General features: G+C 70.6%; 14 protein-coding genes. 3 read left to right on the top strand and 11 right to left on the bottom strand.

The window, feature by feature from the left end; translation table 11 throughout:
- Window positions 1-18: 18 nt before the first annotated feature.
- The 4 genes from DDF67_RS10390 to DDF67_RS10375 all read right to left on the bottom strand — a co-directional run bounded on the left by DDF67_RS10390 (window position 19) and on the right by DDF67_RS10375 (window position 7,667).
- Entirely contained in the window at window positions 19-2,079 is a 2,061-nt protein-coding gene (locus DDF67_RS10390) for an ATP-binding protein (RefSeq protein ID WP_109100827.1), read from the bottom strand.
- Window positions 2,080-2,413: 334 nt separating this feature from the next.
- Window positions 2,414-4,495: an ATP-binding protein gene (locus DDF67_RS10385; protein WP_158278028.1), complete on the bottom strand. Its 2,082-nt coding sequence runs from the start codon at window positions 4,493-4,495 to the stop codon at window positions 2,414-2,416.
- Window positions 4,496-4,562: 67 nt separating this feature from the next.
- Window positions 4,563-6,692, bottom strand: coding sequence for an ATP-binding protein (locus DDF67_RS10380; protein WP_233247610.1), 2,130 nt, complete (start codon window positions 6,690-6,692; stop codon window positions 4,563-4,565).
- A gap of 90 nt (window positions 6,693-6,782) precedes the next feature.
- On the bottom strand, window positions 6,783-7,667 hold the full coding sequence (locus tag DDF67_RS10375; protein WP_146198008.1) for a hypothetical protein: 885 nt from the start codon (window positions 7,665-7,667) through the stop codon (window positions 6,783-6,785).
- A 171-nt stretch (window positions 7,668-7,838) separates the two neighbouring features.
- On the opposite strand from DDF67_RS10375, the gene DDF67_RS10370 reads away from it, so the two are divergent.
- The gene (locus DDF67_RS10370) at window positions 7,839-10,232 is read left to right on the top strand and encodes a beta-L-arabinofuranosidase domain-containing protein (protein ID WP_109100824.1); all 2,394 of its coding nucleotides are present in this window, start codon (window positions 7,839-7,841) and stop codon (window positions 10,230-10,232) included.
- Window positions 10,233-10,308: 76 nt separating this feature from the next.
- Here the strand turns inward: DDF67_RS10370 and DDF67_RS10365 are convergent, their stop codons facing one another.
- The 3 genes from DDF67_RS10365 to DDF67_RS10355 form a co-directional block, all read right to left on the bottom strand.
- Entirely contained in the window at window positions 10,309-10,602 is a 294-nt protein-coding gene (locus tag DDF67_RS10365; RefSeq protein ID WP_109100823.1) for a hypothetical protein, read from the bottom strand.
- A gap of 266 nt (window positions 10,603-10,868) precedes the next feature.
- Window positions 10,869-11,555 (bottom strand): hypothetical protein, encoded by a 687-nt coding sequence (locus DDF67_RS10360; RefSeq protein ID WP_109100822.1) that lies wholly within the window; start codon window positions 11,553-11,555, stop codon window positions 10,869-10,871.
- A 65-nt stretch (window positions 11,556-11,620) separates the two neighbouring features.
- On the bottom strand, window positions 11,621-12,022 hold the full coding sequence (locus DDF67_RS10355) for a helix-turn-helix domain-containing protein (RefSeq protein WP_146198007.1): 402 nt from the start codon (window positions 12,020-12,022) through the stop codon (window positions 11,621-11,623).
- Window positions 12,023-12,166: 144 nt separating this feature from the next.
- Here DDF67_RS10355 and DDF67_RS10350 point away from each other — a divergent pair, with 144 nt between their 5' ends.
- Entirely contained in the window at window positions 12,167-12,427 is a 261-nt protein-coding gene (locus DDF67_RS10350; RefSeq protein WP_109100820.1) for a hypothetical protein, read from the top strand.
- An 85-nt stretch (window positions 12,428-12,512) separates the two neighbouring features.
- Here the strand turns inward: DDF67_RS10350 and DDF67_RS10345 are convergent, their stop codons facing one another.
- A complete protein-coding gene (locus DDF67_RS10345) occupies window positions 12,513-12,782 on the bottom strand; it encodes a hypothetical protein (RefSeq protein WP_146198006.1) in 270 nt (89 codons plus the stop codon).
- Window positions 12,782-14,377 carry a methyl-accepting chemotaxis protein gene (locus DDF67_RS10340; protein ID WP_199229206.1) on the bottom strand — a complete coding sequence of 532 codons (1,596 nt, stop codon included), beginning with the start codon at window positions 14,375-14,377 and terminating at the stop codon, window positions 12,782-12,784. The genes DDF67_RS10345 and DDF67_RS10340 overlap by 1 nt, the downstream gene beginning before the upstream one ends.
- A gap of 263 nt (window positions 14,378-14,640) precedes the next feature.
- Here DDF67_RS10340 and DDF67_RS10335 point away from each other — a divergent pair, with 263 nt between their 5' ends.
- Window positions 14,641-15,969, top strand: coding sequence for a sensor histidine kinase (locus tag DDF67_RS10335; RefSeq protein WP_109100817.1), 1,329 nt, complete (start codon window positions 14,641-14,643; stop codon window positions 15,967-15,969).
- Here the strand turns inward: DDF67_RS10335 and DDF67_RS10330 are convergent.
- Together DDF67_RS10330 and DDF67_RS10325 are read right to left on the bottom strand one after the other, a co-directional pair.
- On the bottom strand, window positions 15,966-16,448 hold the full coding sequence (locus tag DDF67_RS10330; protein ID WP_146198005.1) for a hypothetical protein: 483 nt from the start codon (window positions 16,446-16,448) through the stop codon (window positions 15,966-15,968). The two genes, DDF67_RS10335 and DDF67_RS10330, sit on opposite strands and share 4 nt — an antisense overlap.
- 78 nt (window positions 16,449-16,526) lie before the next feature.
- The gene (locus DDF67_RS10325; protein ID WP_109100815.1) at window positions 16,527-16,946 is read right to left on the bottom strand and encodes a hypothetical protein; all 420 of its coding nucleotides are present in this window, start codon (window positions 16,944-16,946) and stop codon (window positions 16,527-16,529) included.
- Window positions 16,947-17,384 lie beyond the last annotated feature (438 nt).

Raw genomic sequence — 17,384 nt, 5'->3', positions numbered from 1 at the left:
TGCAGCCGTCGTCCGGTCTCAGGCCTCCAACCAGCGGCCGACCTTGGCGTACAGCACCTCGCGCTGCACGGGCTTGGCGATGTGGTCGACCATGCCGGCGGCGAAGCAGCGTTCCACCTGCTGGGGCAGGGCGTCGGCGCTCATGGCGATGATCGGCACGCGGCCGGCCGCGCCCTCCAGGCCGCGGATCGCCCGGGTGGCGGCCAGGCCGTCCATCTCGGGCATGTGGATGTCCATCAGTATGATGTCGAAATGGCCGCGGGCGGCCGCCGCCAGGGCCTGGCGGCCGTTCTCGGCGGTCTCGACGTGGCATCCGGCCAGCCGCAGCAGTCCTACCCCGATCTCGCGGTTCATCGGGTGGTCGTCGACCAGCAGGATGCGGGCGGCCTTGGGATCGCGGGCGGCCTCGCGGACCGGCGCGGCCAGGGGCTCGGCCTCGGCGGCCGGCAGCTCCAGCCAGAAGCACGAGCCATGCCCCGGCGCGCTGTCGGCCCCGATCCGCCCGCCCATCAGCTCGACCAGCGACTTGCTGATCGCCAGCCCCAGGCCCGCGCCGCCATAGGCGCGGGTGGCGCCGCTGTCGAGCTGGACGAAGCGCTGGAACAGCCGCGCCTGGTCCTCGATCGGCACGCCCACCCCGGTGTCGATGATCTCGAAGCGCAGGCGGTCCTCGACCTCGCCGGGATCGACGATCAGCCGGGCGACGATCTTGCCGCGCTCGGTGAACTTCACGGCGTTGTTGAGCAGGTTCAGCAGCACTTGGCGCAGCCGAAGGGCGTCCAGGTCGTGCAGCCCGCCGACCGGGTCGACGACGTCGATCTCGATGGCCAGGTGCTTGGCCTCCGCCTCGGGCCGCACGATGCCGACCGCGTCGTGCAGCACCGCCTCGGCCGAGGCCGGCTGCATCATCAGCTCGACCTGGCCGGAGTCGACGCGCGAGACGTCGAGGATGTCGCTGACCACGGTCAGCAGGGCCGCGCCCGCGGTGTCGATCATGCCCACCTGGCGATGGGCGTCGGCCGGCAGGTCCTGGCGGCTGGCCAGCAGCTGGGCGAAGCCGAGGATCGAGTTCAGCGGCGTGCGGATCTCGTGGCTCATGGTGGCCAGGAACTCGGTCTTGGCCTCGGCGGCGGCCAGGGCCCTTGCGCGGGCCGAGCGGGTCAGCTGCTCGCGCCGCACCAGCAGGCGCCGCAGCCGCTCCTGCTGGGCCAGAGCCAGGCCCGCGGCCAGGGCGGTGACGAACACCACGGTGACGAAGCACTGGATCAGCCGGGTCATCTGGGCCGGATTCCACGGCGCCAGCAGCTGGCCCAGCCAGATGTTCCACACCCCCAGCGGCAGCGAGACCACGGCGATGGTCAGCGCGGCTTCCGCCGCCCCGCGCGGCCCCAGCCGGAAGGCGCACAGGATCGCGGCCGGGAACAGCACGAAGGGCAGGGGCGCGCGGGTGTCGTGGAACACCGCCGCCGTCAGGGCCGCCATCAGCAGGAACAGCCCCAGCCGCTCGCCGATCGAGCGGTGGAAGGTGCGCTTGTGCTCGGAGTCGATCAGCACCAGCACGGCCGGCACGATCAGGGCCATGCCCAGGGCGCCGCTGACGAACCAGTCGCGCCACAGGGCCATGAACGGCGCGCCGTCCAGCAGGGCCAGCAGGGCGGCGGCGATGGCGGCGGTCACGGCCACCACCGGCGCCAGCACCGTCGCCAGCAGGGCCAGGTGGCGCATGGTCCGCACCTTGGCCGGCCCGCCGAACGCCCTGCGCACGGCCTCGCGCGCGCCCCAGGCCTCGACCAGGCCGATGAGGGTGAACACCAGGGCCCGCGCCAGGCTGTCGCCGAAGGCCAGGCAGACGGTGAAATGCAGCACGCCGACGACGATGGTCAGGATCATCCGCCGGGGCGGACCCAGCGCCATCAGGCCCACGGCCAGCAGGGCCGTGCCCGGCCACAGGGCCGCCACGCCGGTCGGGCCGCGCGTCAGGCCGTCGCTGAACAGCTGGGTTGCGACGAAGGCGAACGCCAGCACGAGCAGCAGCACCGTCTGACGGCGGGTCTCCTGTAGGGCGGCGCTTCGCGTCATTCTTGACCCCGTTTCCCCCCGGTTTCCCTAGCGGGTTTCTACGCCGAACAACGGTTTCAGTTTCGGGAGCAATGCCTTCTGTGACGCTTTGCCGCAATGGCTTTCGATAGTGTCGACTATCCGACGAAGAGGGCTGCTTCCTTGCCAGGCAAGGGAAACGGGGCGCCGGGGTTGATCGATTTCTCAATCCTCTGCGATAGTGCGCGCGGGTGACTATCTTCCAGGTTGCATTATCGCTGGTTTCGGTCGACCGCAGGCCGGCGGCGGCGCGGTCGCCGACGAGCGGTTCGAAGCATCCGGAATGGCGAGAAGCGGTCGTTCAGATCAAGGCGCCTTACGCCGCCTCCGTCTCCACGCCCAGCCAGCGGTTCAGGGCCGCGATCAGCACGTCGCGCTGGATCGGCTTGGCGACGTGGTCGACCATGCCCGCCTGGCGGCAGCGTTCGATCTGCTGGGGCATGACGTCGGCCGACAGGGCGATGATCGGCGCGCGCGAGGCGGGGCCGGGCAGGGCCTTGATGGCGCGGGCGGCGGCCAGGCCGTCCATGCGCGGCATGTGGATGTCCATCAGGATGATGTCGAAGTCGCCGGCGGCGGCGGCGCGCACGGCCTCGTCGCCGTCGTCGGCCGTCTCGACCGCGCAGCCGGCCAGGGTCAGCATCGCCGCCCCCAGCTCGCGGTTCATCGGATGGTCGTCGACCAGCAGCACCCGGGCGGCGGCCTCCTGTTCGGGCGCGGGGCCGTCGGCGGCGCAGACCGGCTCGGCGGGGGCGGTGAACCAGAAGGTCGCGCCCTGGCCCGGCGTGCTGACGACGCCGATCTCGCCGCCCATGCGGGTGACCAGGGTCCTGCTGATCGCCAGGCCCAGCCCTGCGCCCCCGAACGCCCGGCTGATCGAGCCGTCGGCCTGGCTGAAGCGCTGGAACAGCCGTCCCTGCACCTCGGGCGCGATGCCGATGCCGGTGTCGGCGACGGTGAAGCGCAGGCGCTCGGGCCCGCCGGGATAGCTCGTCTCCAGCCGCACGCTGGCCCGCACCGCGCCGCTGGCGGTGAACTTCACGGCGTTGTTGAGCAGGTTCAGCAGCACCTGGCGCAGGCGGGCCGGATCCAGGGCGTAGTCCAGGCCGTCCGGAAGGTCGGCCTGCACCGACAGGGAAAGCCCCTTGGCCTGGGCGTCCAGCGCGATGATCGAGGCGGCGTCGGCCAGCAGCGCGGCGGGATCCACCGCCTCGGGCCGCAGCTCCACGCGCCCGGCCTCCAGCCGCGAGAAATCCAGAATGTCGTCGACGATGGTGGCCAGCGAGCCGCCGGCCTGGGCGATCAGCTCCAGCTTTCTGCGGCCCGCGGGGCTGAGCCCGTCCTCGGTCTCGGCCAGCAGGTTCGCAAAGCCCAGCACGCTGTTGAGCGGCGTGCGGATCTCGTGGCTCATGGTCGCCAGGAAGTCGGTGCGGGCCCGGCCGGCGGCCTGGGCGCGGGCGCGGGCGGCGCGGGCCGCGGCGCTGCGGCGGGCCATCAGCCCCTTCAGCCGCTGCTCCTTGTAGAGCGACAGGGCCGCCGCCAGGCAGGTGAAGAAGATCGTCGTGACGAAGGCCTGGATCAGGCGGATGCGGTCGATCTCGGCCCAGCGCGGGGCCAGTCGCGCCAGGCCGTCGCCGGCGACGGTCATGGGAGCGGTGACGGCGATGACGATCACCGCGCTCCAGGCCGCGCCGCGCGGCCCCATCTGGAAGGCCGCCAGCATCGCCGCCGGGAAGATCAGGAACGGCATCGGCATGCTGGGCTTGAGGAAGCCGAAGACCGTCGCCCCCGCCACCAGGGCGTAGAGCGCCGCCTGCATCGGCAGCGGCCGCCTGAAGGGCGCCGCGTTGGCGGGGTCCAGGATCACCAGGGCCGCGGGCAGGGCGATCACCATCCCCATGCTGTTGCAGGCCGCCCAGGCGGCGAAGAACGGCAGGAGGTCCGCACCGGCGGCCGGGGCGGCGACGCTGGCGCCGATGGCCGCCACGGTGACGGTGATCGGCAGCATGGCCGCCACCAGCACCAGGGCGTGGCGCACGCTGCGGATCGACGGGCGCGGGCCGCGCAGCCGGCGGGTCAGCGCCGCGGCCGCCAGGCTCTCGGCCATGTCGCAGGCGGTGTAGACGGCGATGACGATCCACGGATCGCCGGCCATGGCGTGCACCGTCAGGTTGGTCGCCAGCGCGATGCCCAGCAGCATGCGCCGGCCGATCGGATCCATCCGCAGCAGGCCGGCCGCCAGTATGGCGTTCATCGGCCACAGCGAGGGCATGCCGTTGCTGTCGCGGGTCAGAAGGTCGCTGAACAGGAACGAGCCGACATAGGCGCAGATCAGGGCCGCCAGCAGTCCCCAGCGGACGCCAGCCTGCTCGGCTCGTCGATCGGCGCGTGCGTTCAAGCCCCTACCCCCAGCCGGGGCTTGCGCCGCCGGAAACCTCAACCATCACGCCCGGCCCGAAAAAGGGTTAAGGCGAGACGCTTTTTCCGTGTGTCGCGCCCTCATGCGACGTTCGGTCGCGCCTGGGCGGATCGGTCAGGGCCCGCGAGACCGCCGCCAGCAGCTCGTCGCGGCGGATCGGCTTGGCCACGTGGCCGTCCATTCCCGCCGCCCGGCAACGGGCCACCTGTTCGGGCAGCACGTCGGCGCTCAGCGCCAGGATCGGCGCGTCGGCCATCGGTCCGTCGAGGGCGCGGATGGCGCGGGCGGCCGCCAGGCCGTCCATGCCCGGCATGTGCACGTCCATCAGGATCAGGTCGAAATTGCCGGTGCGGGCGGCCTCCACGGCCTGGAAGCCGTCCTCGGCGGTGAACACCTGGCAGCCGGCCAGGGTCAGCAAGGCGTCGCCCAGTTCGCGGTTCATCGGGTGGTCGTCGACCAGCAGCACCCGGGCCGCGGCGCGCTCGGGGCCGGTCTCCTGCGCGGGGGCGGGGGCCTCTGCGGCCTGGGCCTCCAGGGCGATGTGGAACACGGCCCCGACCCCCAGGGCGCTCTCGACCCAGATCGTCCCGCCCATCTGGGTGACCAGCGCCTTGCTGATGGCCAGGCCCAGGCCCGTGCCGCCATAGGCGCGGCTGATCGAGCTGTCGGCCTGGGAAAAGCGCTGGAACAGGCGCGCCTGCACCTGGGGCGCGATGCCGATGCCGGTGTCGGCCACGGAAAAGCGCAGCAGGCCTGCATCGGGACCGACCGACAGGCGTGCGGTCACCCCGCCATGGGTCGTGAACTTCACGGCGTTGTTCAGCAGGTTCAGCAGCACCTGGCGCAGGCGCGTCTCGTCCAGGGCGAACACGGCCTCGGGGTCCTGGCCGCCGCGCCCCTCGACCTCGACGGTCACGCTCAGTCCCTTGCCTTGCGCTTCTGGAGCGATGATGGCGGCGGCGTCGCGCAGCAGGGCGGCGGGGGAGGCGGGGGACAGGACAAGCTCCAGGCGGCCGGCTTCGACCTTGGCGAAGTCGAGCAGGTCGCTGACGATCTCGGCCAGCGACCGTCCGGCGCGGCCGACCAGGTCGAGGCGGCGGCGGTTCTCGGGTGAAAGGTCTGCGTCCTCGGCCACCAGGGCGGCGAACCCGAGGATGCTGTTGAGCGGGGTGCGGATCTCGTGGCTGATCGTGGCCAGGAAGTCCGACTTGGCGGCGTTGGCGGCCTGGGCCCGGCCTTGCGCGGCGCGGGCGGCGGCCTGGCGGCGCACCAGCAGGGCCGACAGTCGCGTCTGGCGGCTCAGCGCCAGGGCCGCGGCCATGCTCACCGCGTAGAGCACGATGTGGAACAGCAGCAGGTGGCGCATCGGCTCGGCGGCGGCCTTGGGGTCCAGCCCCACGATCGACAGCACGGCGGGGATGGCGAAGGCCAGCGCCGCCATCACCGACAGCGCCGCCGCCCGCGGGCCGCCGCGGAAGGCCGCCAGCAGCACCGGCGCGAACACCAGCACCCGCATCTGCGGCGGGCCGGTGAACACGCTCCACGACACCGCGGCGATGATCGCCAGGCCGGCGGCCGGCTCCAGCCAGCCGCGCACGGGGAAGGCCTCGGCGTGGCGGCGGTCCAGCAGGATCAGTATGGTCGGCAGGGCGATGGCCACGCCCAGCACGTTGCTGGTGGTCCAGCCGCTCCAGCCGGTCCAGAAGCCGCCGCCCTCGGCCAGCGAGGCCACGCCGTTGACGGCGATCGAGGTCGCCGCCGTGAACACCGCCGACACCGCCGTCAGCACCAGCAGGCCGCGCATGTTGCGCACCTTGCCCGGCAGCCGCAGCAGGCGCAGGGCAAAGGCCGTGGCGGCGATCTGCACGGCGTCCAGGACGGTCACGGCCAGGGCGAAGGCGGTGCTGCTGCTGGTCGCCAGGCTCAGCAGCAGGTGCAGCACGCTGGTCACCGCCAGCAGCGCCGCGCCGCGCCGTCGATCCAGGGTCATCAGGCCGGCGATGATGACGGCGTTGGCCGTCCAGATGGTGGCGATCTCCTGCGCCGCCCCGGTCAGGAACAGGCTGTAGGCCATCGACGCCACGTAGGCGACCGTCAGCCCCGCCGGCCGCCGCCAGCGACGCCACAGCGCCGCGCGATCGCTCGCGATGTCGGAACCGCCGAGACCCAAGTCCACAAACCCCCAGGCTCCCGACCGAAGGCGGCCGGCAGCTGTCGGGTTCCACCATGACCACGAAACGTCGGTTTTTGGTTAAGTGGGGGCCAGCTACGGCGTCTGTGTCGTGCCGACCCCCGAGCATGGCGGTGACCACGGAATATGAGACTTGGCCAACTGCGAGACGATAGCGTTGATCACTCGCGGGTCGCTGGACGGCAGCGGATTATAGATACCGGTGACGCGAGGCACGACGCGAGTGTTGGCTGAATCGTAGAGGATGGCCTTGACGGCGCCCAGGCTCTGGATGGCGTTGGCTACGGTTGTGGAATTCAATTCGCTGGGCAATGGCATGCTCGCGGCCACCTGCTTGCCGTTGATCCCCAGTGTCTGCACGACTAGGGAGCCTGCGGCTTTCTCGCCTTCGACGCTGGCCGCGATCGCGCCCAAGCTCGAGAGATTGATCTTGCCTTTGATCACTTGGACGGTGGCCGTGAGACGCAATCCGACGCCGACATAGACGGGAATGACGACTTCGTTGCCATTGGCGAGTTCCTTGTCGCCAGCTAACCGGATCGCAACGACCTCCGCATCTTGCGGAAAGTCTCGCGTGATCGGCAGGGGCACGCTTTCCTTGTCTCCCGGATGACGGTAGCCCACTAAAAATCTGATGTTGGCCGTATCGGCATTTATGTAGTCGAGCGTGACTTGGTACTGGTTGCCGCTGGCGCCCAACACGGCCGGGCCGAGGGTAGCGTCGGTTTTGCCGCTGATTTGCTGGATAGCGATCCGAACGGCATTGTCCGGCAGATTGTCCAGCAGAGTGCGAACCGTGGTCGCGCACCCCTTGTCGTTCTGAACGGAGACGGGAAGCGGATCGAGCGGGATGTACGAGTACGCGGCGTTCTTTTCACCAAGCGAGATGGGCTCGTTGAGTGGGACTGTCGCGCATGCCGAAAGGCTAAGCCCGAAAAGCAGGATCAGCAGTGATCTCATGGCGCCCTCCCTAGAGATTTTAACCATAGGTTGATTTTCGATTCTAAAAAACAGCGTTCTATAAAATCGAGCGCGTCGGACGGTGCACGCGGCCAGAGGTCCGCCCTTGAGCCGCGCTGCACCCCGTGCTCTCTTCAGCCTAATTGTCTGACAAATAGCGTGGGGTGGAGCATGGCGGGGAACGAAGCGACCAGGGCGACGTCGACCCGCCGGGGTTTCCTGCTGGCCTCGACCGCCCTTGCTTTTGCTGGAGGGGCCTTCCCTGGCGGCGCCGCCGCCGCCGCGCCTCCGCCCGTCGCCTCCGCCCGCGTCGTCGCCCACCCGGTGGCCGCCCGTCACGTGACGCTGAAGCCGTCGATCTTCAGCAAGGCCCAGGAGGCCAACCGCGCCTATCTGGTCTCGCTGTCGCCCGACCGGCTGCTGCACAACTTCCACAAGGGCGCGGGCCTGCCGGTCAAGGCGCCGGTCTATGGCGGGTGGGAGGCCCAGAGCATCGCCGGCCATACCCTGGGCCACTGGCTGACGGCCTGTTCGCTGCAGGTCGCCAACACTGGCGATCCGGTGTTGCGCGAGCGACTGGCCTACACGGTCGCCGAGCTGGCCCGCGTCCAGGCCGCCCACGGCGACGGCTATGTGGGCGCGACCACGCGCTGGAACCAGGACGATCCGGCCGGCGGCAAGCAGGTGTTCGAGGAACTGCGGCGGGGCGACATCCGGTCCTCGCGCTTCAGCCTCAACGACGGCTGGGTGCCGGTCTACACCTGGCACAAGGTGCATGCGGGGCTGCTGGACGCCCACCGCCTGGCCGCAACGCCCGGCGCGCTGGAGGTGGCCGTGGGCGTGGCCGGCTATTTCGCGGGCGTCATCGACGGCCTGTCCGACGAGCAGGTGCAGAAGATCCTGGTCGCCGAGCACGGCGGGATCAACGAGGCCTATGCGCAGACCTACGCCCTGACCGGCGACGCGCGCTGGCTGAAGGTCGCCCGGCGCCTGCGCCACAAGGCGGTGCTCGATCCCATCGCCGCCCAGCGCGACGAGCTGGCCGGCCTGCACGCCAACACCCAGATCCCCAAGGTCATCGGCCTGGCGCGCCTCTACGAAACGGCCGGCGACGATCCCGGCGAGGCCGTCGCCGCGCGCTTCTTCCACCAGGCCGTGACCCGCGACCACAGCTACGTCATCGGCGGCAATTCCGACCGCGAGCACTTCGGCAAGCCGCGCCAGATCGCCCGCCGCATGGCCGAGACCACCTGCGAGGCCTGCAACAGCTACAACATGCTGAAGCTGACCCGCCACCTGTGGAGCTGGAAGCCCGACGGCGCCCTGTTCGACTATTACGAGCGCGCCCAGCTCAATCACATCATGGCCCACCAGCGGCCCAGCGATGGCCGCTTCGTCTACTTCATGCCGATGGCTGCGGGCGGGCGGCGCAGCTACTCCACCTATGAGGACAGCTTCTGGTGCTGCGTCGGCTCGGGCATGGAGAGCCACGCCAAGCACGCCGACAGCATCTGGTGGCGGGGCGGCGACGGCGCGCTCTATCTCAACCTCTTCATCCCCTCGCGGCTCGACCTGCCGGACGGCGACTTCGCCATCGACCTCGTCACGGCCTATCCCGCCGACGGAACCGTGACCCTCAGCCTCCTGCGCGCCCCCAAGGGCGAGCGCGAGATCGCCCTGCGCCTGCCCGGCTGGTGCGCGGCGCCCCAGGTCACGGTCAACGGCAAGGCCGCCGGACGGCGCGGCGACGACGGCTATCTGCGGATCAGGCGCGGCTGGGCGGTCGGCGACAGCATCCGCCTGGTCCTGCCCATGTCGCTGCGGGCCGAGCCGACGCCGGACGATCCAAACCTCGTGGCCTTCGTCTCCGGGCCGCTGGTGCTGGCCGCGAGCCTGGGTCCGGCCGACCGGCCCTTCGAGCGCGCCGCCCCGGCCCTGCGCGGCGATGGTCCGCCCGAGACGCTGCTGAAGCCGTCCAGGGCCGCCCCGCATGTCTTCACCGCCGACCTGGCCGACGGCGGCAGCGCCACCTTCAGCCCGTTCTTCGCCCAGTACGACAACCGCACGGCCGTCTACGCACCGGTGTTCACCAACGCCCGCTGGGCGGCCGAGGGCCAGGCCTTCCTGGCCGCCGAGCAGGCCCGCATCGACACCGTCGCCCGCACCGTCGACACTGTCTATCTGGGCGAGCAGCAGCCCGAGGTCGACCACAGGGTCGCGGCCGCAAACGGCGAGATCATCCAGCTGAACGGCCGCAGCGGCCGCAAGCTCAATCCCGGCGGCGGCTGGCTGGAGGCGACGCTGGCCCGCCGCGCCGGTCCGCTGACCCTGCAGCTGGTCTATTGGGGCGCCGACGCCGGCCAATCGGCCAGGGTGCTGGTCGACGGGACGCCGGTCGGCACGTTCACGACCCCGCCGGGCAAGCGCGACGGCTTCTTCACCGCCGAGATCCCCCTGCCGCCCGGCGCGACCCCGACCCGCGTGCGGATCGAGGCCGGCGACAAGCCGGTGGTGATCTACGAGCTGCGGGTGATGGCGGGCGATAGGGGGCTGCGGAGCGCCTGAAACGACAAAGGCCGCCGCTCTTTCGAGCGGCGGCCTGTTGTTTGCCTTCCACCGGGCGCCTGTGGGCGCGTGGGGATCAGGCGGCGCGCTTGTCAGTCTTCTCGCAACTGAGCGCGTCGTGGCTCGGGGGCTGATGAGTGATGGCCTTCGGCGCGGGCGCGGGCGAGGGCGCGACGACGGGCGGCGTGCTGGGCGCCGGGGGTGTCGTGTTCATCCGCATTTCGATGTCGGGGGTCTTGAGCATGGCCTTAACCGCGGTGCGATCGAAGCTCTTGGCCCAAGCGGGGATGAGGAAGGCGGCAACGGCGACGCAGATCACGAAGAATCCGGTCGCGAGGATGATGGCGGTTAGCTGAAGGTGGTTTTCCATGATCTGATGCTCCTTATTGCGTCATGGGTTGCTCTCCTGTGTTGGCTGTAAGCTGACACGGGCCACGGAGATCTCTATCTCCATTTACCAACAATACCTCATTCCGAAGTCTTTTTTCAATTAATACTTTATTCGTGCGCATAAATTCCCGTCGCCGGCGGCGCGCCAAGTAAAGCTCTCTAATATTGTTTTCCTGGCTGGACGCTTGTCCGAGACCAGCAGGGGAGGCGAGGCCCGGTGCGTCGCTCCGGCGGCGCGGCCGCCCCCTAATCCCCACACCCCGGATCCGGCCGTTCCCGCCCGTCCGGGCAGGCGTAGAAGCCTTCGTCCTGGCCGGGGAGGGTGATGCCCTCGTCGGCGAGGTCGAGGTACCAGCGGCCGTCGCGCCAGGGGGCGATGCCGGTGGCGACCATCTCCTGGCTGAGGGCCGGCTCCAGGAACGGGAAGGCCGCCCGCATGCGCGGGTCGCCGGTCCAGGCCGGGGCGCCCTCCAGGCGGTAGGCGAAGTTCAGGGTCTTGCCGTCCTCGCCGACCAGCCAGGCGCGGGTGATCTTGCGGCGGGCGTAGCAGAGCTCGATGCTGGGCGGCAGGGCCGGGTTGCGCGTGCGCTGGCGAAACCAGTGGGCGGCCTTGGCGGTCGGCGCCAGCCGCACCTCGCCGGCCGGGGCGCCGGGAACCTCTTCCATCAGCCCCGCCTCGACCAGGGCGCGGACGGTGTCGAGTTGCGCCGTCCGCTGGCTGATCTCGACCGGCGAGATCCCCGTCAGCACGGCCGCGCACTGGCCCAGCGGCAGGCCCTGGGCGCGGGCGTCGAAGAAGGCCTGGATCTCGGCCACGGCCTGGCCGCTTTCGATCGAGCGCCGGGCCTGCTCCTGCGGGCTGGGCGCGCAGGCCGCCAGCAGCAGCGCCAGCGCCAAGGCCCAGCCGCGCGAAAGGTCCCTGCCGTCGCTCATCCCTGCCTCGCGCCGTCCGTGGTCGGGGTCGGAACGGCCGGGCTGCGCCGAGGTTGCGGCCGGCCTCAGCCCGCCGGCGCGAGTTCCAGCGTCGCGGACAGGCGGGCGAGGTTGGCGCTGTTGGCGGCCATGGCCTCGGCGATGTCGGGCCGCTCGGGAATGCGCGCGATCACCCCGCCGCCGGCGGCGCGCAGGGTGAAGCCGTCGCGCTGCAGCTTCAGCAGGTGGCGGCGGGTGGTCTCGATGGGCAGGCCCAGCGACCGGGCGATGGCCGTCAGCCGGACGGGGCGTTCCCCGCAAGCGTCCTGCGGCGCGTGTTCCGACAGCCGCAGCGCGGTCAGGAACACCAGGCCCCGCAGGATATCGCCGTCGAACACCGACGACAGCAGGCCCGCGCTGCGCAGCACGTAGTCGGCGCCGACGTCGAGGTGATGGCGGGCGAGCGTCGATCGAACGTCCATGGGCATGGGGCGTGTCTCTCCTCCTCCCCTCCCGCGCGGGAGGGAAGGGCGAGGTCCCATGTCGCGCGGCGGGCGGCCTTGATCCGGATCAAGGCGCGAACGACGATTTCGCGGCAGGAGCCCCGATCAGTTCCCGGAGCCCCCATCGCCATGTCCCCCGCCGGTCCCGAAGATCCCCCAGGCGCGCCCAGCGCCATCCCCAGCCCCGACGTGCCGGCTTTCTCGGGCGAGGACATCGTGCGCCTGTTCGCCGCCACCTACCTGCCGCTGTGCCGCTCGCTGGAGGCGGCCGGCGCCCTCGACCCCCAGGCCCTGGCCCGCGACATCCGCGCCCGCCTCGACCCCGAGCCCGGCGAGCCCTGGGAGATCCTGGCCGCGGCCCTGTGCAAGGTGCTGGGCGAGACGGGGTAGGGGCGATCCCGTTCGCCGGGCTGCCGACACTATGTGGGCAGGCCGATATCCGACGCTTGGCCTGCTCGCTTCGGCCGCCTTGGGGCTACCCCAATCCTCCCGCGATCACCCGCAGCGCCGGCTCGCGTCGCGGTCCCGGCTGGCGCCTTGGCCGGCGCAGCACGATCTGCAGGGCCTCGACCATGGCCGCGCTGGCGGTCTCTTCGCCCGGCGCCACGTACAGGCCCATGGCGTCGGCCAGGGCGGCGCGGTCGAGAACGCCGGCGGACTCCAGCCGGTCGCACAGCGGCAGGTAGGTGGCCGCGAACAGCTTGATCAGGTCGGTGGCGGTGAAGTCGGCGACCTCCGCCTGCATCAGGCGGCCCACTGGCTGGATGGGGCCGTTTCCTCGCGGGTGCGGAACAGGCCGATGCGGTCGGCCAGCTCGGCGGCTTCGCTCTTCAGGGCGTGGGCCGCCGCCGTGGTCTCCTCGACCATGGCCGCGTTCTGCTGCACCACGCGGTCCATCGCGCCCATGGTGGTGTTGACCTCGCCGAGGTTGGAGGCCTGGTCGGCGGCCGAGCGGGCGATGGCGTCGATCTGGACGTCGATCTCGGCCACGCGGGCGACGATGCGCTGCAGGGCCTGCCGGGTCTTGCCCACGCGCTCCACCCCGGCGGCGACCTGGTCGCCCGAGACGGCCACCAGGCTCTTGATCTCGCGGGCGGCGTCGGCGCTGCGCTGGGCCAGGGCCCGCACTTCCTGCGCCACCACGGCGAAGCCCTTGCCCGCATCGCCCGCGCGCGCGGCCTCGACGCCGGCGTTCAGGGCCAGGAGGTTGGTCTGGAAGGCGATCTCGTCGATCACCCCGATGATCTGGCCGATCTGGCCCGACGAGGTCTCGATCAGGGTCATGGCCTCGACCGCCTCGGTGACCACGGGGTCCGAGCGCTGGGCCTCCTCGCGGGCGCGGGCGGCGGCGGCGTTGGCCTTGCGGGCGTTGTCGGCGGTCTCGGCGACGGTGGCGGTGATCTGGCTCAGCGCCGTGGAGGTCTCCACCAGGCTGGCGGCCTGGTCCTCGGTGCGGTTGGCCAGTTCGTCGGAGGCGCGGCTCATCTCGGCCACGCCCGCGCTCATGCTGGCGGCGTTGCCGCTGATCTCGCCCAGGGCCGCGCGCAGCTTGGCCACGGCGTCGTTGAAGTCCTGGCGCAGCGGCTCGTACTGGGCGGAAAAGCGGGTCTCCAGGCGCGAGGTCAGGTCGCCCCCGGCCAGCAGGCGCAGGGCCTGGGCCAGATGCTCGACGACCTCCGTCTGCTCGGCTTCCATGGCTGCCTTCAGGCGGGCGCGCTCGGCGTTGGCGCGGTCGGCGGCGGCGCGCTCGGCCAGGGCCGCGGCGTTGGCCTCGTCGGCGGCGCGGGCGGCCCGCTCGGAGGCCTGCGTGCGGGCGCTAACGGTGACGAACAGGCGCGAGACCCCGGCCGTCAGCCAGATCAGCGACCAGGCGGTGGTCAGGGTCATGGCCGCCCGCAGGCCAAGCGCCAGCAGGCTCTCGTCGGCCGCCAGGCGATGGGGAAGGAGGCCGGCGGCGAGGAGGTCGACGCCGATCACGGCGGCCGCCCCCGCGGCCACCACGCGCCAGTCGCCATAGGCCACCAGCAAGGCAAGCGCCGCCAGGAAGGCCATGCGGGCCTCGTCCTGCTGGCCATGCCCCTGGAAGGCCAGCACGAACAGGGCGACCTGGCCGACCAGGGCCAGGGCCGTGCACAGCTGCTGGGCCAGGCGGTCGCGCCACAGGCCGTAGGCGGCCAGCACCAGCACCGCCAGGGCGATCGAGCCGGCCGCCGGAACCAGCAGCGGCGCGCCGGTCAGCAGGCCGGCGACCGGAACCACAACGGCGCTGGCCGCCACGCAGCCGATCACCAGCTGGCCGCCGACGCGGCGCTGGGCCTCAATACTGTCGAACTGGATCAAACGCACGCCCGCCTCCCGAATTCGCGGGCAGGATGCTGGATGAGCGTTAATCGGTCGTGACAAAACCCTCGAAACAAAGGCCATGGTTACTACGTACCAATACGTAGATCGCGCGCCTATATTCTCAAAATGAGATAGCGACGACATGCCGGGGCGACTTTCCGGTCGCGCGCGACCGCCCGGCGCGCGTCTGCCGAACGTCCGGCGACGGAGGACGTCAACCTGTAGTGGCCCCGGGGCGCGCGCCTGTGTAAGCCTTGGCCATGGCTTCGAAGGTGCGAGACATCCTACAGCGGCCCCGGGGCCTGATCGGTCGCTCCATCCTGGTGGTGGCGGCGATCGTGTTCGTGCAGCTGGCGGCCAGCGTCGCCTTCTACCAGGCGATCGACCGCCAGTCCCTGCGCGAGGACCACGCCCGCCGCATCGCCGAACTGCTGGTGGTGGGCGACCGCGTCAGCCGCCTGTCCCAGGCCGATCTCGACCAGGTGATGACCTCGCGCTACCTCGAGGCCGAGGTCGTCGCCGCCCCGCCGCAGGCCCCGTCCCAGGCCCGCGCCCAGACCGGCGAGGCCGACGCCATCGTCCGCTATGTCCGCCAGTGGGAGCCGGGCCTGGCCAGGCGGCCCCTGCGCCTGTGGTCGGAGGACCAGTCGGACGGCGGCCGCGACCTCGTCGGCGCCATGGGGCTCTCGGACGGCCGCTGGCTGTCGTTTCGCTCGCGCCATTTCCCGCGTCCCTGGCCGATCGCCCTGCGGGCGGTGGCCACGACCCTGGCCTTCTCCCTGGCCTGCGTGGCTCTGGGCGCCTACGCCCTGCGCCAGCTGGGCGAGCCGCTGCGGCGCCTGGCCGAGGTCGCCGGCCGCGTGGGCGAGGGTCCGCCCCAGCCGGTCGCCGTCGAGGGGCCGCCGGACCTGGCCGAACTGGGCCGCGCCTTCAACGACATGCAGCAGCGCATCACCGGCCTGATCGAGGACCAGGCCCGGGCCATGGAGGCGCTCAGCCACGACCTGCGCACGCCCCTGGCCCGCCTGAAGCTGGCCTCCGACTATGTCGAGCCCGAAGACATCCGCGCCATGGTCGGCGGCAATGTCGACGAGCTGGAGGAGATGCTGCGCTCGCTGTCGGCCTGGCTGCGCGCCCAGCACGCAGCCAGCACCGCCGAGCCCGTCGACCTGCCGGCCCTGATCCGCGCCGTCATCGCCCGCTGGCCCAGGCTGGTCCGCTACGAAGGTCCCAGGACCCTGACCCTCAGCACCCACCGCGACCCGCTGGAGCAGGCCCTGATCCGCCTGGTCGACAACGCCGTGCGCTTCGGCGGCAAGGCCAAGGTGCGGCTGGTGGTCGACGACCCCGAAGGCCCGCGCATCGAGGTGCTCGACCAGGGACCGGGCCTCACCGACGAGGTGCTGGCCCGCATCTACGAGCCCTTCTTCCGCGGCGACGCCGCCCGCGCCCGCGACACCGGGGGCTTCGGCCTCGGCATCCCCACCGCCGAGCGCCTCCTCAAGCGCTTCGGCGGCCGCCTGACCATCGCCAACCGCGACGGCGGCGGCGTCACCGCCAGCGTCTGGCCGCCGGCGGGCGAGGATTAGGCGGAAGGATCGTAATCGGGGTTGTTCTTTCGAAAGTGAAGTATTTCCAGGTGGATCCAGAGTCCGGCAACGAACAGCCCGGTGGTGAGCATTGCCAGGGCGGTTTCGAAATAACCTAGGCCGAGAACCGTGAAGGCTTGCCGTCTAACGGCCGTCCAGCTTGTGCCGAAAATGACGAAGCCGACGGCGCCCAGCCCCCAGTAGGCTTTGAAGGTCTGCCCTGGAAACTTCTTCCCCAGGGTTGTCATGCCCCACACAAACGCAGCGACTGAGAGGGCGATGACGCCGACTGCGCCGAGCTTGGTGTAGAGATTGGCTGGAACGCCATAGCGATCGGCGTAGGCGATGTAATACAGCGCGGAGACGCTGGCCGACATCGCCGCCATCGCAATCCATCCAGCCGCTATTGCGAGCATGTCGTCTTTCCGTTTCCTGTCGTCTTGTCGATGGCCTTGCCGCGCCAAGCCCAGACCTTCCATGGCTGCGTCCTTAGCGGCGGCGGAGTGACGGCCAGCGTCTGGCCGCCGGCGGGCGAGGGGTAGGAGGCGTCGGGATCGTTAGGACGTGCGGCCGTGATCCTGGCGGGTCTTCCTGAAGTGAAGGATTTCCAGGTGAAACCACGCGCCCATGATGAACGTCCCGGCCGCGAGCAGCGCCAGCGCCGTTTCGAAATATCCCAGGCCCAGGAGGGTGAAGGCTTGCCGCTTGACGACCGGGAAGCTCAAGCCGGCCACGACGGCGCCGATGAGCAGAATGGGTGCGTAGGACTTGAACGTGACGCCCGGAAACGCCTTGCCGAGCGTCTTCAGTCCCCACGTGAACACCACTCCTGAAAGGACGATGACCATGGCGGCGCCGGACCTCGTATAGAGGTCGGCGGGAATGTCGTACCGGCTGGCGTAGGCGATGTAGTAAAGCGAGGAGAAGCCCGTCGCCATCGCCGCCATCGCGATCCATGTGGCCGCTATTTGGAACATGGCGTCTTCCCGTTTCCTGTCGTCTTGTCGATGGCCTTGCCGTGCCAAACCCCAGACCTTCCATGGCTGCGTCCTTAGCGGCGGCCTTCTTGGACGCTTCGGCGGCCGCCTCGAAATCGCCGGCCGCGACGGCGGCGGCGTCACCGCCCGCGCCTGGCCGCTGGCCGGCGAGGGGTAGGTGTTGGCGGTCCATGCTCGCAGCGATCCGCCAGCGCTGAGGCGCCCTTAGATGCAAGGTTTTGTCATGAGCGCCAAGGGGCGGATTGTAGAGTGTTTAGCGATCCACACTTCGCTTCAAGATCCTAATTTCTATCTGGGAAGTGGTGTGTGAAATAGGTTTCAAGTCGGCTTTTTCCCCACCAAGAAGTTTTTCCGCCATCAACTTTGATCCTCCAGAGAATTTCTCCTCTCGCTAGAGCTGCTGCAATCAAGCAGGGG

The sequence above is a fragment of the Caulobacter endophyticus genome (assembly GCF_003116815.1).
GTDB classification, from domain to species: domain Bacteria; phylum Pseudomonadota; class Alphaproteobacteria; order Caulobacterales; family Caulobacteraceae; genus Caulobacter; species Caulobacter endophyticus.
Note: the sequence above shows the minus strand (reverse complement) of the source record. Positions and strands in the feature narration are given on the sequence as shown.